Here is a 21,647-nt window from a genome sequence, read left to right on the forward strand (position 1 = left end):
GTGTGCGCTGTATTCTTGCCTAATTCCAGTCTATCGGCATATTAGCCGGGCTCACCATAGCGGCTTCACTTTTGTGTACGGGCACATCCACTTTTCCACTGGCAATAATTTCGCCCAGTTGCCATAACCTCCACTCACCTCGCTCGTAAATGTCCCATTCTTCGTCGTGGGTCAGGGGTTCAGTAGCAATAATACTCACTACATCCTTTGGCGTCGTTTCGGCGGCAAAGTCTATTTTTACTTCCACATCTTTTAGGCACGCCGGGCCAAACGGCGCGCGACGGGTAATACTCGCCAGTTTTGTACTGCAAAAAGTGAATAGCCAGTCACCATTGCTCAAGAGGCAATTGAAGACGCCTTGCTGAGCATATTCCTGACTCAATGACACCAGTAAATCACCCAGTTGACGGGGCATGGCGTCCCGTGGCAAGGTATTGCGTACTTGATTCATTAAATCGCAAAACAGCTCTTCGCTATCGGTACCACCGACAGGCTCATACATGCCTTGAGAACGGGTAAAACCTGGGATTTGACCATTGTGCGCGAACACCCAGTAGCGTCCCCACAACTCGCGGGTAAAAGGGTGGGTATTTGAAAGGTGAATATTCCCTACGTTAGCTTGGCGAATATGACAAACAGCGGTCTTGCTCTTAATGGGCAACTTACTCACAAACTCGGCAATTTGAGAGGTGGCGCAAGGCTCGGGATCATGAAAAAGACGTACGCCCTTCCCCTCGTAAAACGCGACACCCCAGCCATCTTTATGCGGACCAGTTTCTCCCCCACGGCGGGTTAACCCAGTAAAACTGAAACACAAATCAGTGGGGGTATTGGCACTCATTCCGAGAAGTTCGCACACAGCTTGTCCTTACTACAAATCGCTATGCGAAGAGAATAGCCAACCTGCTCGCGCTATTCAACTGCTCTTGCCGGGATTTCACGGCTACCACAGATCAAAAGGGAAAGCCTGGTAGAGTTTATCTGTAATACGGGTAAAGTCTGGGGGCGACGCCAAAGTCATCGCTATCCCTTCTTCCAGGCTTGTGGCCACTGGGATCTCATACCGACCGGTTCCTTGGTAGTAATCTTCGTATTTAAACATGGCTTCACCGCTGTTTGATTTGTAGAACACCGCAGGTATGCCATAAGCTTCGGCGATAATAACACCGTGAAGACTGCTGGAAATCACCCGTTTGCTGTTCACTATGGCCTCAATAAATGACCCTGGATATTGCATTGGTGACACCAGGTGTTGTTCGAAGCCTGTATACTGCTCCATGTTGTCGTTCATGTGATTAATAATAATAAAGGGGTGTTTATCTGGCTTTTCCATAAGTCGCTTGTTGTAAAAATACGGCAATAATAAGGCTGGATCACCGTATACTTCAGGTACTTCAATACCGCGATTCATCAAGTATTGCCGTGTTAGTGGTCCTCTCACGGCCCGCACGTCCAGGTGTTCAAACTGGATAACTTTATCGCCCATTTTCTGGTTGTAGCCGGTCCCCCATAACGCATCCCCGTTGCGGGCAAAATGCAGTACAGATCCAACGCTTACCAACTTAGTGTTCGGATCGCGTTTATCACTGACCAACTTTCCCTTCATAGCCAATACACGTTTGACCAAATCATAGGCGACGTAATCCCCTATATTGGGGCGATGATCTTTTTTCGACTGCCACCAGTAAATCCGTTTCTTCTCTTGTAACAGTATCTGCTTTTCAGCCCATTGATTTAACATTTTCATCTTCCAAATACCTCAACTGCGGTGCGACGCCCAGCACAACTACCTTAGGAGACACTTTGTAACAGCACCTGTCAGGACAATTTCTTCGACAACTTGTGCCACATACTCTCGGGGTTGTAGCGCAACAACTCATTGTCGCCATCAAATTCCTGTTGAAATTTGGTCAACCACTGTTTATTCAGTTCACTTCCCTGACTTTTCGTTACTGGCACTTGGGGGATTTTTCTGGTATCCACCGCCACGCCCATAAAATCTGCAATTCTGAGTACCGCATTTGCCGTATTTGCTTTTACGTCGGAGAAGTGTATTTGCATATATCGGCGACCAGAAGCTGACAACGCATATTGCCACGACGCATTTTCCATACACACGCGGCGCAGTCCGTCGTCAATATCAGAAAACCTGTACTCAGGTTCATTGCGCGTGTCGCTCTGGCCTGAAATCCATGAACCGGTTTGTCTTGCTATGGCCAAAGACACCGCTTGCGCCATCACGTCTTCTCTGGTTAACAGCACAAAATGCGGATTAGGCAACATTTCACAAAGCGCAGAAAAACCACCAAACCGCGCGATGTGACTATAGTGAATTTTTATTCCAAAGACGCCATTTGGCGACGTGCGTTTGGCCATAACATCCTCCAATACCCCAGACAGAGAGCGCCGATTAAAGCGCTTTTTCCACTCACTTAGATTGTGCTTGTTAACGTACTCCAAGGGGAATCCGAAGGCATCGGTTTGTCTGAGCACATGGCCTAACATATGACTTCCCGAACGCACCGTTGACGCAATAACCAGGGTTTTGCTGGTTTGTGTTTGATGGGGATAATCGTATTCTGCCGAAAATTGATCCTGATACAACTCCATAACCAACTCCTCTGTCTTATGTGACGACAGTTTGTTTTTTTTGCGAACCTATTCGCTGACGCACTTTTTTCGCGGTCACTGCAATTATATGACTGACAGTGATCCGGAGCCCGGCCAGCCGAACAGAAGTCATTACCCATTTAAGCTTCTGACGCTTTAAGGGCAGGTAAACCAGTAATTGGGCTGCCACCCTTCTGCGGTAATTCTCCTCACCTAAAAATTGTTTGTGTTTCTCTGCTGATCGCAGCCTGATTAACGCAGCTTCCGGGGTCATTTTGGCGACTCTTGCGCCAATGCCATCCATGTTCATAAACCGATAGAGAAAAATAGGTTTGGGAATGTTTGCCAGCGAATATCCTTGCTGATGTAGCCGTACGTACATATCCCAATCTTGCCCATTCGGCAGGGTTTCATCAAAGCGTTCTTTTAACGCGATGTGTCTTCGAATACTAAAGCCGCTCATGCCACAGTATTGATTACCGGTACGCAAAATCGATAGCTCTACCTGCTCAGACGGTTGCACATACACTTCGTCTTTTCTACCTAAATTCTGGTACCCGCTCACCACGGCATCTGCGCCGCTTTCATAGGCTTTTTTGTGCTCCAGCAGATAGTCGGGTAACCAGACGTCGTCATCGTCGAGAAACGCAATTACGTCGCCCTGCGCCCGCTCAACACCAATATTCCTGGCTTTGTTCGCCCCCGACGATTCACTGAGGTAGTGATAGTGAAAGTGAGGCTTGTCAGAAAAACCAGCAACAATTTCCTCATATGGCAAGGAAGATGCATCATTAACAACAATAACTTCCAGCGGCTGCTCAATTTGCGCATAAACACCATCAAGCGCCTCTTTTAGTTCTGCTGGTCGGTTAAACGTTGTAATCACAACACTGAATTTGAAGCTCATCGGGATCCCTGTGAGTTAACAAGTTTCTATCGGGGAATCTATAAAGAGTACCCGGACCTGGAAAGAACGGAGCAAGAATCATGCAAGAAATGTTTAAAAGGCAATTGGAAAGCTTTTTGGAACGATATCCGAAAATATTTTTCTGCCATGTGCCTAAATGTGCCGGAGTGTCACTGTCCAACGCTATATATCGCGCAATCTATCCAGTGTTTCTCAAAGCAACACGCTACAGCGGTCATATCTCTTTACCCGGCAGCCGTCAGTGTGAATCACTGCTTGGTATTAACATGATGACAGCAAGAGAAGCTCAGCTGATATTTCAGCTCAGTAACCACAACCAGTTATTCACCACGGGGCACTGCGTGGCCAGACCTGAAGTAGTCAGTGAATTTTACAAAGACTGGCACTTTTTAACCATACTCAGAAACCCGGTTGACCGTTTTATTTCTGAGTATGTTTACAACCGTTTTAAAGCCTCAGAGTGGCAAAAAGACGACCGCGAAATAGAGGCTTACCTCGCTTCTGAAAAAGCAATTCATTCAGCTTTGACCTACGCCCGATACTTTTCAGGCATACAGGATGTGAAGGATATACTGGCTGCTCCTGAGGAAGCCATTGCTCGTTCTGTTGCAAATTTGCGTCGGTTTTCTGTGGTCGGTACGTTGGACAAGATGGCAAAATGGGAAGCGGATTTCAATCAACGTTTCAACGCCAGTTTGCAAATAGGTAGTAAAAACGCCAGTCCAAACCGACGCGCATTGGCTTCTATCACCGATGATAAAAAATTAATGGAGAGCATTACCGCACTGAGCCAAATTGATACGGCGATTTACGAGCAGGTAAGTGCCTGGTAAGGGGTAAGGCGAGTTAGTCGCGACGCGTCAAGGCGTAAGCACCACCCGCCAAGACTCCCGAATGGCTTCTTCGCCGTAGCGCTCAACGGCTTGGTTTAATACGCTGGAGGGATGTTCATATTGCAGTGTCGACAACTGCTCTGCCAAATTTTCTGCATCAATGATTTTCACAAAGGGAAACTCTCTGGCTTTCATTCTGGCAAAGGCGGAATCAAAACACAGTACGTTAGCCCCCATACTGATTGCCATATAAAACGTACCTGATGAAATCATTGCATTGTCATCGTGAGCCATAATCACAAAGCGGGTATCTGAGACCGCTTGCTCCAGCGTTTCATCCTGAACAAATTCGTTATTCCAATCCACTTGCAATCCTCGTCGTTCTATCAATTGATAAAGTAACATTGCATACTGCTTGTCTGCGCAAAATCCCAACACGCGCAGCGCTTTGTCCACCGGCCAAACCGACAGTAATTTGTCCAAACGCTTGTATGGTTTTATGGAACCAAAATACAAAAAGTCGGTATCCCGTTGAGTATCACTTGTTATATTCAGGGATTGTTTAATATCCCTATCGCGAAAATACAGTGGGTGTTTAACCACACTGCTGTCGATGTTGGATGTCATTTCAAGCGTCACTATCCGGTCTGCAACGGTTTGAAGCAACCAAATAACAAACCGGTAAAAATGTGATTTTGCGGAAATATTGTGTGGCTTGTAATTGTGCCTCACCCACACCACTTTGTTACTAAAAAGACGCAATGAAAGTAAAGTAAGTACGAAGGCAATGAGGAATACTCCTCGCCTAACTACTCCTTCCCCCTTTCTGAAGGGTTGATCTTCATACCAATTTAAAACCAGCCAGTTTTCACTGCGGGAAAACATATGAGCAGGACGGAAGAGACCTTTGAACGGATACAACTCGTAACCTAGGTCTTCAAATGTCTCTTTAAGACGGGCTATCACCCCATTACTGTGCTCAAACGGGTACAAAAAAAGCCTGGCTTTTGCTGGCATGTGATTCATTAACCTGCAGATATCGGCTGTACTGGAATACCCAATGCCAAATTGTTTGCAATGGTATAGGTATCGTCTGAAATAGCATCCCAATTGAAGGTACTTAAAAATGCTTCTTTGTTAATAGCCAGCGCCAAGCTGTCGATGTTTGTTAGTTTATTGGCGAGCGCGTCCGTGTCACCTACCTTGAAATAAGCATCATCAGGTAAACCAATATCTGTATTAGGGGTAATGTCGCTGAGCAACACTTCTGTACCGGCACTGATGGCTTCTAATGCCACAATGGGCAACCCCTCATGATAAGACGGCAACACAAATACCCGGGCAAATTTATACAGTGCAATCAGCTCAGCGCCTTGACGACGACCGGCGAAAATAATGTTCTCACTGGCTTGTTCTTCCAGACTCCTAGAATAGTCGTCTTCGTGGTCTGCACCGCCGACAACTACCAATTTGAGGTCTGTATTCGCTTTCCTGTGCGCATCGACTAAGTCGTGAAACCCTTTCTCAGGAACGAGACGCCCCACAGTAAGTACATACTTACCTGGTTGTATACCAAGGTCTTTAGGCAAGGCCTCAGCAGGTATTTCCGTATTCATATCGGTTTTCGCCCCGTTTGGCACAAACACAATACGATTAGCCTTGCCAGTGAAGCGCTGTCTTAAGCTTCTGGTTAACGACTGCCCAACCACAATGGCACGGTCAGAAAACTTCACTGCCATGTTTTCACCAAACATCAGTACTTTTTTTGCAAACTGATTCCACTTCTGACGGTCGTAATCTGCCCCATGGTGCGTGACCATCACTTGCATACCCAACAGTTTGGCCAGCGGAGTAAATAGTGCAGGGCCAATGCCATGAATATGTAAAACATCAGGTTTTACCACAAAGCGTGCGTAGAAAATGGCTAAAAAAGTATGCAAAAACGTTTCGATAAATTTGTGTTTCACTGTCCATACAGAACGAAGCTTAACCCCTTCGTACTCATCCCGGGATGCATCGACATAGGGCGAGCGGCAGATCACTGTGACATCCATGCCTGACTTGACCAACCGCGGATAAAGTTGCTGACAGTGAGATTCTATCCCACCCATAACATCCGGAATTCCTCTTAATCCAACGGCACATAATTTCATAGTATTCTCCAATATCTCAGTGAGTACTGAGAAAGATCAGTTAGCCAAACGAGACGCAAAGGCAGGCGAAGCAAACCAGTCGTTGCGTGGGAGTTTCACCGGTCCGATGGCGTTGCCAATTAAAATGGCGAAAAGAATCAGCCCCTCGATATTCCAAAGAGGCATTGTGGCAAAGTTCATAATGAGGAACCCCACCATGGAAGAACAAAGCATCAGAGAAAATTGCCTGTTCTTATTTCTGTAAGCATGCTTCAACAAACTGAGCACGGCGATCAGGAACGCGAGCAGACCCACAAGACCGTACTCATACAGATATGATACGTATGTGTTGTGTGCGTATTTAGGAAACACGCCTGCCCATGATTCAGGGCCCCAACCAATGATTTGATGAATGAGAGAACCATTGACGTAGTCGTAGATATACATACTCCACAAATAGACACGTGCAGAGAATATATCGCGCTGGGCATCTGAATAATAAAACGGGGCTTTTATCAGTTCATCCAAACTGGTCAAAAAGACAACCACATCCGCAAAGCGGTCTTGCATGGTGTAAAAGGCAACAAGAAACAGCACACTTAAACCGAATATCGCGGTGACAAAGAACACAGCTTGATGACGAGTAGGTACCCTGGCAGCCATGGCGGTATAAGCAAATAAGGCAGCGATGGGCAGAATGGCCAGCACCGAAGTCCTGTAATTCACCAGCACCAGCACAGCGCAACCAAGTATAAACAAGGGCCCGCGAAAACGAATGTAGCCAGGGGACAACAATCCAACAACGAGTATAAACCCCGCGATAATCATGGAGAACGCTGCTTCGTGGTTGTACCCGCCAATATAACTGGCAGAACCGTCTGCTTCCGTAGCTTTCACCTCCCCCAAAATCACTGACATGATGGCCAGTGACACAGGTAGGAAAAAAGCCACAAGCAGTTTTCTTAACGCAAAATCTTTGTCTGTTTTTCGAATTGCCATGAACATAGCGCAGGTCACGGAAAGGAAAAATACCCACTTAACCATGACGTTTATCAGACCACTTACACTGCCGTTGATCAGCCCACTGAGCACAATAACAGCAATAAAGCCATACAGGGGCACAAGGACGCGTAGCTGAAAAACCCTGGGCGGGAGCAACATCAAGCCGGATAACGCGATACCAATAGACGCCAGAGCGTTAATTGAAAATCCAGCCACCAACGGCGTATACGTAATCTGATGAAAAGCAGCCAGGAAAAAGCGCAACCACACTGCAATAACAACAAAGGCGAGATACTTGTTGCACTTTTTCCTGACTGCCTGATAGACCAACCACGCACTCAGCAGAGCAAAGGCGACTTTAACTAACAGAAACATGCGCGGCCCCCGCTTTGTTAGTAAGTCCTAACACTTCCTGCAAGCGCTGTTTGAAAAGCGTATTGCTGAACGTAGTAGCTCGTCCCATACTGCGTTTGGCATAGTTGTCTACCTGGTGTTCGTCAGCCATAAAATTAAGTGCGTCGGCAACGGCCTGAACATTATTGACTTCGCAAATACAGCCGAATGCCTCTGCTTTGAACCCTTTCACTGAATAGGGATACTCACCGGTAAGTATTTCGGCAGGGCCTGATTCACAGTTCGTCGCCACCACAGCTTTACCCAAACACATGGCTTCAGCAATAGCATTGGGAAACCCTTCTGCGTTGGAGGTAGACACGAAAAAAGTGCCGTGACGAATATAGGGGTACGGGTTGCTTTTAAAACCCAGTAAGTGAACCCGATGAGAAATTCCTAAAGCATGCGCTTTCGCTTCCAACTCCGACTGTTCCTCACCCTGCCCCAGTATTACAAGATCATGGGTCAACCTGGATGCCGCCAGCGCTTCCAGCAATAATGTAAAATTCTTGTTTTTCACCAATCGCCCAGTGGCAACGATGTAGGGTCGTGCAGGTAAATCATCTACCCATTCGTTCGCCATGGCATTAATGGTGTTTATGTTATAGGGGTTATAAATGGTGTGGACACGGTTCTCTGCTACGCCAAAGTGTGCCACCAGGTCTGCTTTTACTCCTTCAGATACCGCTATTACAGCGTCAGCAGACGGATAAACCATGCGAATCAAGCATTTAGATATAAGATCTTTTATGCCACCAGACAAATGGCTGCTGGTATTCACACGCTCACTAATGATGGCCCGATAACCCAGTTTTTTTCCAATTTTCACATTGAGCAGGTTAGCGCGGGTAAGAAAACTCAGGCAGATAGAAGGATTTATCGCACTCAGCAGTTTTTTTAACGCACTATACCCATTGTGCAAACTCCCTTTGGTATCAAGGACATGCTTTTGAACATACCTTGGACACTGCTGAGCCTGCGGCACGTCATCCAACAAAATGAGGTGCACGTCAAGGTCTCGAGCCGCGAAGTCTTTTTCCATAATAGACAGAAGCTTACACATAACACGCTCAGCCCCACCCCCTTCTAAGGAGTTAATGATAAACGCTATGGCGGTGTTGGCCTGGTTCATAGGTGTTCCTCGTAGACTGTCGTCGCGGCAAATAGCCAGGTTTGATACGGAATTTAACTGACTTCCTTCTTTTTTATTCATCAAGTGTGCCAACTGTTTCTATCGACCCATCAGCTATCCGAAAAGCCAAATAGAGCCCCCATCCCCTTCTTTAAGGAATTCAACTAAGCCACTGTAAATAAATAATAAAAGCAAAAAAAAAGGAAGTAGTCAGAAAGTAAAACAACTTTACACTCACGGTTTTTCTGGTCTAAGCGTTACACTTTCGTCTCCATTTCCTGGCCATAGAGAAGAATGTGTTGCTGGTTAGCTACAGTAACTCCCGTGAATAAAAGAACATCTTCGAGGCGTGAAATATGGCATTAATAGGGTATCATTATGGGTTTGCTAAACACGTAAAGAGAATCACTGTGAGCGAAGATCGCCATCCTGTACACGAATCCCAGGCAATAGAGCGTCTGTTGAGTAAAATGTCTCCCGAGACTGCTGCATCTTTCAGCGAATCGCAGCTTATCGCAATCAACAAAGCCCTTGGCGGCAGAAGCTGGGCCCGTCACAAGGTCGACGTGCGGGGCACCATAAATATTTGGCGTTCCAGTTTCTATTTTGTTTTCCTAGCCGGCAGAAACCGCCGGGAACTATCGCGACTGGAACAGCAAATAAGTCGGGCAACACTGGCCTTAATGCTCGCACTGTTTGTTACCTTCAGCACTTTGTTTGGCCTGCTGGTCCTCTATTTGATTAAATCGGCCCTGGGCATTAACTTGTTCGAAAATTTTTCCTTAGGAATTTGGACCTGGTTTAAGGCGAACATTCTCAACCATTAACCCGGAGATGAAAACGGCGCGTTTGCGCAGGACTTTAGTATTACTGTCCAAAGGTATTGCGCCGTCCGTTGCTCATACCCAATGACGCTGTGAAAGCCTTTGTCCACTAAGTTGCGCTATAGCCATATTGATCATAGAACCCACCATAGCGGGCGGAAACGTCTGACTTTTTCAAATCAACCTGATTTAACACCACGCCATCCACACGATGACCCACTTGGAGAAAGCGCCCCAGCCCGTTGTTAATCAGCTTTTCACTAGTACTATCGGCTTTCACCACGTAAAGCACAGAGTCACAGCTTTTGGAAACCACCATGGCATCAGACACCGCCTGAGTGGGCGCGGTATCAACCACCACGTATTTGTACCTGCGCTTAAGCGTCTCAATAAGGGCGTTAAAGCCGTCACCGGCCAATAACTCTTGGGGGTTGGAAGGAATACTGCCCGCACAAATCATATCAATACCCGATTGTTCATCATGCACCACACACTCCGCCAAATCGTGGGTTTGCATAATAAGATTAGAAAGACCCGGCTGATAATTAGGCACGTTAAATCGCTTTCCCACCGCCGGACGCCTTAAGTCGGCATCGACTAGTATAGTTTTGTCCAGCTGACCCAAAGCGAATGACAGATTTATTGATACAGTGGTTTTACCTTCTTTCGGTACTGATGATGTCACCAAAATAGCCTTGTGTCGCCTGTCATGATTAATCAACGATAAGCTCGTTCTCAGCGTTCTGACAGCCTCGCTAAACTGATGATGCTGGTGATTGAAAAACGTCCGCAGCGCCAGTGCCGTTTTGCGTTTCACCGGAAGAGCTGGAATGAGTCCGAGCATGCGCTGACCGAGTTTTTTCTCCACGTCATCTATAGAGCGAACACCACTGTTCATGGCCTCGAGGAAGAACGCCAGCAACACACCAAAGCCAAAACTCACTGCGAATGCGGCTGCGATTAACATGGTTTTATTTGGTGCTGTGGGATTATTCGGCACAGGGGCCGGATCCAGTACTCGGGCATTTGCCGATTCAAACCCGCCCATTTCACTGGTTTCTTTTAACCGGGTAAACATAGAGTTGTATAATTGTTGGTTTATATCGACTTCCCGCTGTAAACTTCTGCGCTCATTTTCCAGTGTCGACAGCTTCCGGTATTCAGCTTTTGCCTTGGCAACCTCCGCCTGCAAAGTAGCCACTCGCTCCTGAGACGCCTGATACTGAGTGGTAATACTTGAAATCAAATCGCGAATTTGTTGTTGCAATGTGTTACGTACAGATGACAACTCGGCGTTTGCAGCTATCATTTGCGGATGCTTGGGGCCAAAAACCTTACTGAGCTCAGACACCCGGCTCATAGCCTGTGCTTCCTGGCGCCGTACACTCTGAATGCTGGGGTGATTAAGCACTTCCGGCAACCTGGCTAAAGCATGGTAATCGGCACCGTTCTGCTGGGTCTGTTGGTAAATCGCGCGGTTCTGCTTTAATACAGTCTCTGCTTTTAGCAACTGCTCACTGCGCTGCTCCAATTCCTCAGCCGCCAGCCCTACCACGCCATTGGACAAATTAACTAACTCGTTTTCTTCGTAAAACGCCGACAAGTCAGCTTCCGCTTTTGTTAACTTGTCCCGCAGCCTTTCCATACTTTCGGTGAGGAAAGACGTAGCTTTGGTAGTCATTTCTACTTTTGCCTGCAGGTAGTTTTCTACGTACACATTGCCCATGGTAGTGGCAATGGCTGCCGCCAAGTCAGGGGATTCACTGGTCGCAGTGATGGTGATAACCTGCGTGTTTTCCACTAGTGACACTGCTATTGACTTCATCAACTTGTTTATTGCAGCGAGTCTGCGTTTCTCAGCCCTTTGCTCATCGGTTAGCGGCGGCTGATGCCTTTTGTTCTTCACAGGCAATTTGGTCACCAGCCACTGCTTGACCCGATCAACCAGCGTTGGGGATTGTTCAGCAACAGGCATGAAAACAGGGTCATTTGACAAATCCAATTCGTCTACCGCGCGGGCCGCTACCTGACGTGACTGAAGAATTTTATACTGAGTGCGCATGTAATCCTTGCGGGACGTATCCGATTTATACACTTCCTCAATAGACATCACATTGGCCACAGATGACTCAATAAGTAAACTGGCCGTTGCAGAATACACTGGCGTTAGTTTCGTCACAACTGAGGCCACCAATACCGTAAAGAGCATTGCCAGAACAAAAATCCGTCCCAGATATCGTTTTAATACCTGCCAGTAATGCGCAAAGTCAATTGTTTCATCGTCAAGGATACCCGCCTTCGTGGGATCCATCTTGCTTGATGACATCGGTATTCCTTATTTATCAGAAAAATCGTTGAGGGATAGTAATGATATCGCCGGGCTGTATGCGATGACTCACAGGTACTTCCAGCGTTTCCGTGACCTGCTGACCCTCTCTGACAATGATAATGTCGGAGTGAGACGCCCTTTCGGTGTAGCCCCCCGCCAGTGCAGCAGCTTTATTCACCGTAAGACCCGGTTGATACGGATAGCCTCCGGGCCGCTTCACTTCACCATCGATAAAAAATGGCCGGTATTCAACGATAGACACAGCCACTGAAGGTTCCACTAGGTAGTCACCTTCAAGGCCACCGTATATTAGCTTTTCAACTTCAGATAATGTGAGTCCTACCAACTTGAGTTCGCCGAGAAACGGGTAATTAATTTTGCCGATATCAGGCACGCGCGTTTCCATGGTCAACTCACTTTGTCCAAACACGCTAATGAGAATTTTATCGCCCACACCCAACTGGTAAGAACGCATATCCGGATTGACTTCCTGAGCCTGCACGATGAAATGGCAAAGCAAAAAGATAGCAACAACAAGCCAACGACTGCCCAGCACGTTTACACTCATTACAAGTTCACCTTTGCCATCACACCATATACACTTCTGTCGTACTCAATCTCCTGCCGATTGCTGTTTCGCTGGCTCAACGAATAATAAAGTCCAACAGTTAACCAACGTCTGAAGACATAGTCGGCCTGCATTGTTACTTTAGTCGCCTCGTCGTCGCGTAAATCCTCAACATCACCTACATATTCATCATTCATGAAAGCCAGGGTGGCGGTTGTAGAAAACCGCTCCAGCCAACTGTGTTCCCACATTGCGGCATAATCCCGGCTGCGAATAAAGTCAGCTTCACCGTTTGTTTCCCTGGTGTCTTGTTTCGTAGAGAAGGTGAGCTGGGAATAACTGTAGGGCAGCCAGCGCATCCCCACCTCCCAAGCCATACCGGAAAAATCATCTCGCGTTGCTGCATCAAAGGTTTTTTCTTTATAGCCCAACTTGGCAAAACTGTTAGTAGCGGCATTTACGTTCCAGGAAACGCCAGCCAGTATGCTGTGTTCGGTGCTGTCCAACGGCTTGTTGGGACTGGTGGAAATATCGTAATTAATGTCGTTTCGATCAGCATCTACAATCAAATTTGTGCCGTCGAAGAGGCGGTAGGTAAATTCCGCCCCTACTTTAGTCGCACTTCTGTCGCGAATCAGGTACAGTTCGCTGTCATTGTCGTAGTCTAACGTTTCATAAGCGGCTGACAGATCTACCTTGCCAAACGATGACACTGCACCATAGGAATAGATAGTGCTCACTTCGTTGTTTTTATACGTGTCCACGGCGGTCAACGCATTGCCAAAACCGTTTGAAAAACGCCGACCGCGCTCGTCGTGTCCGGCCTCATGCTGAAACTTTGCAACCAACCGATGGCGATCACTAATGGTGAAATTCCCTTTTATATGGGCGAAATGGTCCGTGTAGTTATCCGCATGACTAGCATGGTATTCACCTCTTTCCAACCGATAGCCCATAGTGATGTCGTGCCCATCAACAGTGGTATAAGCACTCACCTCCGGCGATATGACCGTCACCCAACTCGTCTTATTTTCGTCGTTTTCACTGGCATAGGTGACATTGTCAATGTGCGCGACATCCGTGGTTAGAACCGGCTTGAAATCGAACTTCCCTAATCGAACAGTTCCTTCTTCCTGTGCTGCCGCCGAAAGCGAGTACAAGGACATGAGAATGGCGCTTGAAGTCCGTTTTGACATAGGTTCTCCGCATAAGTGATTTAAAACGTAGAGTACGACCATGTCGCACAGCAACACCGCAGCGTCAACGTGATGAACCGCTGCGTTATGAAGGTGCGCATGCGATTTATGTGCCAGTACCCCGCAGGCGCAGTGATGACTTAACCGGCTCAATTCAATTGGTATGAGAAATGCAAAAGACCTTGTATTCAGCCATTGCGAATGTCGCAAGCAAGTACCGAAAAAAGCTCCACTCTACTGAATTTATTGGCTTTTGTTATTTTTTGGAGATACCCGGATGAAATTCAATCTACTGCACAATCAGACGCTGATAAGAGACAACACTGCTGGCACTCGTTCTCGCAACGGCATCTCGAGTTCTCATCAAAGTAGCTTTTCCACCCTATATCGCCTGATTGATCTGGCCGTCATTTCACTGTGTTTTTTCGCAGCGCTCTATTATTATTCGGTGGCCTTGTCTACTTCTGCGCTTCTACTTCTTTTCACCAGTGTAGTGGTCTATCAACTGTCTGCGGAAGGGTTAGATTTATATCGCTCCTGGCGTTCGAGCCACATAACCGCCATGATTAGAACTGCGCTGTACGCAGGTGCAATTAGCTTCTTCGTTACACTTTGTGTTGGTTTTTTTCTTCCACCAACTGGCCAGTTACCCACCCAGGAAACTGGAATTTGGTTCGCCAGTGCTCTTGTGACATTGTCTGTTTGGCGCATTGCAATGCGTCAGGTGTTGTTCTCAATCAGACGGAGCGGACTGAATAGCCGTTCAGCTATCATCATAGGCGCAAATGACGTCGCGCTGAATATGGCTAACCAAATGATAGAAAACGATCAATTGGGCATTCACTTTCAGGGAATGTACGACGACCGCCCCATGGCGCGTGTGGACGAGCAATGTCGGCAGCATTTAAACGGCAGTATTGACCAGGCCATAGAGATGGCGCGACGACGTCAGGTGGATTATATCTACATTGCCTTGCCCACAGCGGCAGAAGAACGCATTAAAGCCATTCTTGAAAAGTGTAGCGACACTACGGCGAATGTCTATCTGATCCCGAACTTTTTTATGCATACGCTGTTGCACTCTCGGTGGCAAAGTGTCGGTAACGTTCAAGCACTGAGTATTTACGACACTCCTTTTCAGGGCGCCAGTAATATATTAAAACGCGTTGAAGACGTGGTACTAGGTAGTGTAATTCTCGCGATGTTAGCCCTTCCCATGCTCGCCATCAGCGCAGCGGTGAAATTGACGTCACCGGGTCCGGCCATTTTCAGACAAAAGCGCTACGGACTAGACGGTAAGGAAATTACCGTCTATAAATTTCGCTCCATGACCACCCAGGATAACGGCGAGATAGTAAAACAAGCCACCAAAAACGATCCTCGTGTCACCCCATTAGGCGCTTTTTTACGCCGTACATCGCTGGACGAATTACCCCAGTTTATTAATGTGTTACAGGGCAGAATGTCGATTGTCGGGCCGCGGCCTCACGCAATCGCCCACAACGAACAATATCGGAAATTGATCACAGGTTATATGCTTCGTCATAAAGTGAAACCAGGAATTACAGGTTGGGCTCAGGTGAACGGTTTGCGAGGCGAAACAGAAACCGTGGATAAAATGGCCAAGCGCGTGGCCTATGACTTAGATTACATGCATAGATGGTCAGTTATTTTCGATCTTAAAATCATTTTTAAAACCATGACTGTCGGATTCAAAAGCCCCAATGCTTATTAGCTTTCATCCCCACCGCCGTGAAGCAGAACTCCTTGTGTTCTGCTTCACAATTTAATAGCTGAGTTGTTAAAAATCGTAGATATGAGCTTCAGTTAGCAGTTTGTCTGCGGATATTTTGTCCTGCACACATGCATTGACCTGGCGCTTGTCAAAGACGTATATCCGATCCTGAGATTGTCGATTTTCATCCCGCGAAAAACTTTTTAAAACAAATGTGATGTGCTGTTCGGCAGGTAGTGCCCGCATACCGCCACCAAAACGGCACAAGGCGTCTCCTACCCCCGTTTCAAAGCTACTAAGAAATGCTTTCAAAGCCTCTTGTTGCGCTTTCTCCCGAGCAGCAATTTCTTCACTGCGCTGTTGTTCAAATGCATCAGCCCGCGTCTTGAGTTTTTGTTCACGTTTGGTCAACGATGCCAGCTCTTTTTCCATTTCCTTGAGCTCGTTTTTAATCTCTTCCTGCCGCGATTTATCACCACGACTGGCTTCAAATTCAAGATCCCGTTTACGTCGTTCGATCTCACGACGCTCCCAGGCAATCTCTCTTTGATCGCTGCGCAAATCGTGAATCTTTTCAGATGTTTCAGCAAACGCTTCTTCAAATCGCTCTGCCGTCTCCTCGGCAAAGGATTCCCACTCGTGACTTAACTCAATATCTACGTCACCACCGTGTACAATTACCGGCACCTCCGGAAGCGGTGGAATGGGCGGAATTTGACTGATAAACTCAGACATGTGATTAGCCCACCCACTGCTGCCCGACGTGGTTACTGTAAACACCACACCCTGTCCTGCCAGGTAAGTGGCATCCAATGAACGGTAGCGAAGCCCCTTGTCAGGCTGTTGCTGTTTGAGTGAGGTATCAATAATACCTTTCACTATCTCAATTTCTTTCTCAATTCCTGAATACGCTTCCGGACTATCTGCAACAGATGCTCCGGCAGTGAAAAACATGGCCACAGCCAACACAGTTCGTTTCATCATCATTCTGCCTCTTTAGATTACTCGCCGGATACAGGAGGCATTATATAGCCGCCTTCCAGCGCATCGATTTCGTCTTTAAGGTGGTTCAGTTGTCTTGCCATAAAGCGCTGATCATCGTCACGTTGTTGATTGATAAACTTCACAAATTCAGCAAAGTCTTCCCGTCGTTCCTGCCTGCTCGATGACAACAAATACTGAGTAAGCTGGGCGGCGCTTTCTTTCTGTTGTAGCGCAATGGCATCAACATATTTGCCAAACATTTCCTGATTAGCGAGTTGATATTGATTGAGTTTGTCATCCACCATGGCAGCTATCTCTTGCTGACTCGGGCCCGACCTGGCGAAACCAAAACTCATACGCCCGTCATCAACCGACACCTGGAAACCGCTAAGTACCATTACTATGGCAGCAGCAGAAGAGCTAAAGGATAGCGCTGGTAAACCTTGCCATTGCCACCACCTGGCCTTTTCAGGCATGGTAAATGTACTGCTTTTATTCCACTGTGGCACAGCGACTTGCTCAAATTGCTCAGCCATCATTGACACCTGATTCGCCGCGGCGACTTGCTCAGCGAATTCACTGTCGTCAATACACAGTTTTTCAAATGCCTGTCGCTCATCTGGTGTCAGACCGTCATCCAACCACTTGGCCAATAATCGTTCTTTGTCATGCTTGGGCATGCTCTACCTCCAAATCCAACTTTAACCTGGACAATGCGCTATACAGACGCGACTTAACAGTATTCGGTGACAGCCCCATTTGATCGGCAATTTCATCGAAGGTGAACTGTCCAAAAAACTTCAGTTCTACCACAGCCTTTTGGGACAGGGGCAGTCGCTGCATGGCTGCCAGTAAAGACTGGCTCGTACTGTCGTTCAACACTTCTCCTTCAGGTGTTGCCCGTCCACATTCCGGCTCAGGCACATCGTCCATCGATTGCTCTGGTTTGCGCTTGCGATAAAACTCGATACAACGAAAATGGGCAATGCGAAACAACCAGCCTTTGAACGCACCGTCACCGCGGTAGTTAGCCAGACTGCGAAACACAGACACAAAAATATCCTGCATCAGATCCGCGGCGTCCGCCGGGTTCCCGGTCATTCTCAGGCCGTAGTGATAAATTGATTTTTCATAGCGAGTAACCAGTGCCATCCACGCCCGTTTGTTTCCCTTTAGGGCTTGGGCAACCAATTGCTCGTCGTGTTTCTCAAACACGTGTCATCCTCGTGCAATACTTGTTGTTATTGAAGCAATGGTTACGTAATCTGCCCACCGCAATGGGGTTTGGCGTTTTGGCATCACTTCCCGCGTTTCCAGTAATAATGTCGATACTTCCCGCAAGAAAGTTTGCGCTTTTTTCTATTTTTTTCTTACTGTCTATTTCAGGGCAGGAATGGGTAGCAGGGGAGCCAGAATTTCCCCCACACGACGGAACAACCTCATGCGGGTTGTGCCTGATCGCCACACCAAGCCGATCTCGCGAAATGCCTGGTCTTCAGCGGGTAAAGACACCAATTCCGTATTCTTAATGATATTTTGGTTGAGCGCCAGTTCAGGTAAAAACGTATAACCGAGTTTGCTGTTTGCCAATTGCACAAGGGTGTACAAACTACTCGCCGCCAAGGAACTAACTTGTTCCCTGTGTTGCAGATTACAAGCACTGACGGCATGGCCTGTCATACAGTGCTCCTGCTGCAAAAGGAAAATACTCTTGTCTGGCAATGCGGAAATATCGAAAGGATCGGGTAACGACGATGCCAGCGCTTCGTGGGCAATGAGGTGAAAAGGGTCGTGACCAATGACCATTTGCTTGCAGCCCGGTGTTTCCATGGGCAACGCAAGAATAAGTAAATCCAGCTTGCCATCAGATAACTGCTGAAGCAAATTTTGCGTGGTATCTTCCTGCAATTCAAGGGCGATATCCGGTAAAAACGCATTGAAGCTGCCAATCATACCTTCGAAAAGAAAAGGTGCTATGGTAGGAATAACGCCGAGTTTTAGTTTCCCTTTCTCCCAATTCCCAGCGTTTTGTGCAAACTCCACAAGCTCACCAGCTTCTTGTAGTAAGACCTTGCTTCGCTCAACAATTTCCAACCCCAGAGAAGTAAACACAAAGGTTTTGTGCTCCCGTTCCAGTAGCTGGCTGCCAAAATGTTCTTCGAGGTTTTGAATAGCTGTACTCAGGGTAGACTGACTAACATTGCAACGGTGGGCAGCACGATGGAAATGTTGCTCCTGATAAAGTGTTACCAAATAGTGGAGGTGCTTGAGGTTAGGCCACTTCATGTTGAAACCTTAATAGATTAGAAAACACAATATCAATCTAACATGCAGATTAAGTGGGCACAAGGAAACGCTGTCATAGTGATACAAACATTGCTGCTTCTCTGGATGATGTAACGAAAGATTCACCCACTCATTCGTGTTCACTGGGCGATGAGCAGTCTATAATAGGGCTATTGCGTAAACAGAGCAGGTAAATCATGAGCAAAGGGCGCTTCTCTAACATTCTTTGTATTTTGCACGATACACACGACCAGGACCCACTTATCGCTCAGGCTATGCATGTCGCCAGAGTTCACCAAGCTTCCTTAACCGTAATGCTGTCACTTGACGCGCTTCCACCCAACGCCCAAATGGTAATGCAGTCATTTGAGTATCTGGAGTCTCAATCAACCATGGCGCAGTCGGCCCAAACCTGGCTTGATACTAAAATAGCCCAATGGGGAGATGAACTCCCGATCATGGGCGTCGTTGCCATTGGCGAGCTGTTTCTGGAAGCCGTAAAGTATGTTGTAACTCACAATATCGACCTCGTAATCAAGCGAAGCCAACACGGAATCCTCAATAACCTTACCGGTAGTGATGACCGCCATATGTTGAGAAAGTGCCCGTGTCCGGTTTGGATAGTGCAGCAGAAGAAAGAGAAAAAATACTCCCAAATTGTAGCAGCGGTGGATGTAAACTATCACTACCCTACCCACGAAATTGCAATTCGCAAACAATTAGCACTGGATATACTGAACTATGCAGCGCATATCGCGCTTCTGGAACACGCTCAACTTCACATTGTTCACGTGTATGACTCTGTACCGGAAAACATTCTGCGAAATGGGTTTATCAGTGTCAACGAAAATGTCCTGCAACAAAATCTTCAGGCCATTCACGAAGAGCGGGAAACTGAAATTATGCGCTTGCTTGGTATATTGCAATTGGATATTGGAGAGGAGCAATACAAGCAACTCGCACCTTGCCTTCATCTGATAAAAGGTTATCCAAGAAGGGAAATTGCCAAAACCAGTAAACAGTGTCAGGCAGATGCAGTGGTAATGGGTACGCTTTCCCGTCTGGGTGTGCCCGGGTATATCATGGGCGGCACCGCTGAAGAGACCATCGTACAACTCGATTGTGCCGTCATCGGGCTAAAACCGGAAGGTTTCGTGACTCCCGTGGATGTTTAATGCTAAAAATAGCAGTTGCCATGAAAAAAGCCGACGAAAACGTCGGCTTTTTTCTGCGGTATAGCGCTGATATCAGACCACGCCAAACCACGCTTTAAGACTGAAGAAACAAGCAATCGCGAGGATTGCACCTGCAGGTAATGTGATGATCCAGGATACGACAATATTTCTCACAATGCCGAGGTTTAGCGCCGATACACCTCTTGCCATACCTACCCCCAACACTGCGCCTACCAGTGTCTGTGTAGTTGAAATCGGCAACCCTGTTCCAGAGGCAATAACCACTGTACATGCTGCTGCAAGCTCTGCAGCGAAGCCCCGGCTAGGTGTCAGATGTGTGATCCCCTGACCTATCGTTTTTATAACCCGATGACCGAATAAAGCAAGCCCGGCTACAATACCTAAACCACCAAGCGGGAGGATCCACGGCGCCAACTCCGCACTCGTGTTAATCTGACCACCTGATGTCACTACGCTGACTACCGCAGCCAGCGGCCCAATGGCATTAGCTACATCGTTGGAACCGTGGGCAAAAGCCATACAGCAAGCGGTAACCACCATGAGCATGGCAAATACTTTCTCCACGTTTGCGCTTTGAATATCCGCGCTGTGGTCTTCAGAAAAGTGCATTCTGGAAATGGCATAGCGGCCGATTAGGCCTAGCAACACCGAAATGCCAATAGCCAGTAGGTAGCCCATTTCAGGAGAAAGTGTTAAACCAACGTGTTTCAGGCCTTTTTTGATGGTCACGAGCGACATTACAAAACCTGCCAGAGCCATGTAAAAAGGCACATATCGTTTGGCATTTTTGAACGGGGTAGCTGTATCGAAAATGAGCTTGTGTGCACTGATAAAAATCAGGTAGGCAATAAAGCCGGATATTGCGGGCGTTACCACCCAACTCCCTACGATACCACCCACTTTGCTCCACTCAACGGCATCCATGCTCACGCCGGTGGCCGTGAAGCCAATAATCGCACCAATAATTGAATGGGTAGTTGACACCGGCCACCCCAACCAAGAGGCTAACCCAAGCCAGATACCCGCGGCAAATAGCGATGCTATCATCCCGAGTACCAGATAATCCGGTCTTTCCGTAAAGAACATTGGGTCGATAATGCCCTTGCGGATGGTACTGGTGACTTCACCACCCGCCAAATAGGCCCCGGCAAACTCGAAGATCATCGCAATAACAATTGCCTGCTTGATCGTCAGGGCTTTTGAACCAACTGACGTTCCCATTGCGTTTGCAACGTCATTGGCTCCGATCCCCCAGGCCATGACAAAGCCAACAACTGCGGCAAGAATGATTAGCGTCATGCCATAACTTTGCAGAAGTTCCACAGGTTTCGCTCCTGGATTATTCGCAGTAAAAGTCAAAAAGCGCCAATGGGCGCTCAGGGTTTATCACATTAACTTCGTCATTGTCTTCGACAATGGGTACAAGCGACATTCGCTTAAACACAGGCTACAATTTAACCATTCCAAGTTAACTGCGGCGCATAATAGCGTAACTAATC

Annotated in this window: 20 protein-coding genes; 4 read left to right on the forward strand and 16 right to left on the reverse strand. The window is 47.3% G+C overall.

Features of this window, described 5'->3' with window-relative positions; all coding sequences use genetic code 11:
* Nucleotides 1–19: 19 nt before the first annotated feature.
* The 4 genes from KO518_RS03445 to KO518_RS03460 all read right to left on the reverse strand — a co-directional run bounded on the left by KO518_RS03445 (nucleotide 20) and on the right by KO518_RS03460 (nucleotide 3,517).
* Complete coding sequence (locus KO518_RS03445; RefSeq protein ID WP_216024442.1) at nucleotides 20–859, reverse strand: class II glutamine amidotransferase; 840 nt, start codon at nucleotides 857–859, stop codon at nucleotides 20–22.
* 84 nt (nucleotides 860–943) lie between these two features.
* Nucleotides 944–1,747: a polysaccharide pyruvyl transferase family protein gene (locus tag KO518_RS03450; protein WP_252735879.1), complete on the reverse strand. Its 804-nt coding sequence runs from the start codon at nucleotides 1,745–1,747 to the stop codon at nucleotides 944–946.
* A 71-nt stretch (nucleotides 1,748–1,818) separates the two neighbouring features.
* Nucleotides 1,819–2,610: a Stf0 family sulfotransferase gene (locus tag KO518_RS03455; RefSeq protein WP_216024443.1), complete on the reverse strand. Its 792-nt coding sequence runs from the start codon at nucleotides 2,608–2,610 to the stop codon at nucleotides 1,819–1,821.
* Nucleotides 2,611–2,626: 16 nt separating this feature from the next.
* The gene (locus KO518_RS03460; RefSeq protein WP_216024444.1) at nucleotides 2,627–3,517 is read right to left on the reverse strand and encodes a glycosyltransferase family A protein; all 891 of its coding nucleotides are present in this window, start codon (nucleotides 3,515–3,517) and stop codon (nucleotides 2,627–2,629) included.
* An 80-nt stretch (nucleotides 3,518–3,597) separates the two neighbouring features.
* Between KO518_RS03460 and KO518_RS03465 the strand changes: the two genes are divergently transcribed.
* The gene (locus KO518_RS03465) at nucleotides 3,598–4,371 is read left to right on the forward strand and encodes a sulfotransferase family 2 domain-containing protein (RefSeq protein WP_216024445.1); all 774 of its coding nucleotides are present in this window, start codon (nucleotides 3,598–3,600) and stop codon (nucleotides 4,369–4,371) included.
* Between the two features lie 27 nt (nucleotides 4,372–4,398).
* Here KO518_RS03465 and KO518_RS03470 read toward each other — a convergent pair whose 3' ends face one another.
* The 4 genes from KO518_RS03470 to KO518_RS03485 are packed head-to-tail and all read right to left on the reverse strand — an operon-like array spanning nucleotide 4,399 to nucleotide 9,111.
* On the reverse strand, nucleotides 4,399–5,397 hold the full coding sequence (locus KO518_RS03470) for a hypothetical protein (protein ID WP_216024446.1): 999 nt from the start codon (nucleotides 5,395–5,397) through the stop codon (nucleotides 4,399–4,401).
* Nucleotides 5,397–6,524, reverse strand: a complete 1,128-nt coding sequence (locus KO518_RS03475) for a glycosyltransferase family 4 protein (protein WP_216024447.1) — start codon at nucleotides 6,522–6,524, stop codon at nucleotides 5,397–5,399. The genes KO518_RS03470 and KO518_RS03475 overlap by 1 nt, the downstream gene beginning before the upstream one ends.
* 36 nt (nucleotides 6,525–6,560) lie before the next feature.
* A complete protein-coding gene (locus KO518_RS03480; RefSeq protein ID WP_216024448.1) occupies nucleotides 6,561–7,880 on the reverse strand; it encodes an O-antigen ligase in 1,320 nt (439 codons plus the stop codon).
* On the reverse strand, nucleotides 7,864–9,111 hold the full coding sequence (locus KO518_RS03485) for a glycosyltransferase (protein WP_252735880.1): 1,248 nt from the start codon (nucleotides 9,109–9,111) through the stop codon (nucleotides 7,864–7,866). Before KO518_RS03485 ends, KO518_RS03480 begins: the two co-directional genes overlap by 17 nt.
* A 329-nt stretch (nucleotides 9,112–9,440) precedes the next feature.
* Between KO518_RS03485 and KO518_RS03490 the strand changes: the two genes are divergently transcribed.
* Entirely contained in the window at nucleotides 9,441–9,857 is a 417-nt protein-coding gene (locus KO518_RS03490) for a 3-phosphoshikimate 1-carboxyvinyltransferase (RefSeq protein ID WP_216024449.1), read from the forward strand.
* A 106-nt stretch (nucleotides 9,858–9,963) separates the two neighbouring features.
* Here the strand turns inward: KO518_RS03490 and KO518_RS03495 are convergent, their stop codons facing one another.
* The 3 genes from KO518_RS03495 to KO518_RS03505 are packed head-to-tail and all read right to left on the reverse strand — an operon-like array spanning nucleotide 9,964 to nucleotide 13,947.
* Entirely contained in the window at nucleotides 9,964–12,180 is a 2,217-nt protein-coding gene (locus KO518_RS03495; protein ID WP_216024450.1) for a polysaccharide biosynthesis tyrosine autokinase, read from the reverse strand.
* Nucleotides 12,181–12,196: 16 nt separating this feature from the next.
* A complete protein-coding gene (locus KO518_RS03500; protein ID WP_216024451.1) occupies nucleotides 12,197–12,751 on the reverse strand; it encodes a polysaccharide biosynthesis/export family protein in 555 nt (184 codons plus the stop codon).
* Nucleotides 12,751–13,947, reverse strand: coding sequence for an outer membrane beta-barrel protein (locus KO518_RS03505; RefSeq protein ID WP_216024452.1), 1,197 nt, complete (start codon nucleotides 13,945–13,947; stop codon nucleotides 12,751–12,753). The genes KO518_RS03500 and KO518_RS03505 overlap by 1 nt, the downstream gene beginning before the upstream one ends.
* Before the next feature lie 277 nt (nucleotides 13,948–14,224).
* Between KO518_RS03505 and KO518_RS03510 the strand changes: the two genes are divergently transcribed.
* Nucleotides 14,225–15,682, forward strand: a complete 1,458-nt coding sequence (locus KO518_RS03510; RefSeq protein ID WP_216024453.1) for an undecaprenyl-phosphate glucose phosphotransferase — start codon at nucleotides 14,225–14,227, stop codon at nucleotides 15,680–15,682.
* Between the two features lie 66 nt (nucleotides 15,683–15,748).
* Here the strand turns inward: KO518_RS03510 and KO518_RS03515 are convergent, their stop codons facing one another.
* The 4 genes from KO518_RS03515 to KO518_RS03530 all read right to left on the reverse strand — a co-directional run bounded on the left by KO518_RS03515 (nucleotide 15,749) and on the right by KO518_RS03530 (nucleotide 18,952).
* Nucleotides 15,749–16,669 (reverse strand): hypothetical protein, encoded by a 921-nt coding sequence (locus KO518_RS03515; RefSeq protein ID WP_216024454.1) that lies wholly within the window; start codon nucleotides 16,667–16,669, stop codon nucleotides 15,749–15,751.
* A gap of 14 nt (nucleotides 16,670–16,683) precedes the next feature.
* Complete coding sequence (locus KO518_RS03520; RefSeq protein ID WP_216024455.1) at nucleotides 16,684–17,346, reverse strand: hypothetical protein; 663 nt, start codon at nucleotides 17,344–17,346, stop codon at nucleotides 16,684–16,686.
* Nucleotides 17,333–17,881, reverse strand: coding sequence for a sigma-70 family RNA polymerase sigma factor (locus KO518_RS03525; protein ID WP_216024456.1), 549 nt, complete (start codon nucleotides 17,879–17,881; stop codon nucleotides 17,333–17,335). The genes KO518_RS03520 and KO518_RS03525 overlap by 14 nt, the downstream gene beginning before the upstream one ends.
* Nucleotides 17,882–18,043: 162 nt before the next feature.
* Nucleotides 18,044–18,952, reverse strand: a complete 909-nt coding sequence (locus KO518_RS03530; protein WP_216024457.1) for a hydrogen peroxide-inducible genes activator — start codon at nucleotides 18,950–18,952, stop codon at nucleotides 18,044–18,046.
* Between the two features lie 197 nt (nucleotides 18,953–19,149).
* Between KO518_RS03530 and KO518_RS03535 the strand changes: the two genes are divergently transcribed.
* Entirely contained in the window at nucleotides 19,150–20,127 is a 978-nt protein-coding gene (locus KO518_RS03535) for a universal stress protein (protein ID WP_216024458.1), read from the forward strand.
* A gap of 72 nt (nucleotides 20,128–20,199) precedes the next feature.
* Here KO518_RS03535 and KO518_RS03540 read toward each other — a convergent pair whose 3' ends face one another.
* The gene (locus KO518_RS03540; RefSeq protein WP_216024459.1) at nucleotides 20,200–21,471 is read right to left on the reverse strand and encodes an inorganic phosphate transporter; all 1,272 of its coding nucleotides are present in this window, start codon (nucleotides 21,469–21,471) and stop codon (nucleotides 20,200–20,202) included.
* Between the last annotated feature and the right edge of the window lie 176 nt (nucleotides 21,472–21,647).

Origin of the sequence: Aestuariibacter sp. A3R04, from assembly GCF_018860805.1 — a bacterium.
Classification (GTDB): Bacteria; Pseudomonadota; Gammaproteobacteria; order Enterobacterales; family Alteromonadaceae; genus Alteromonas.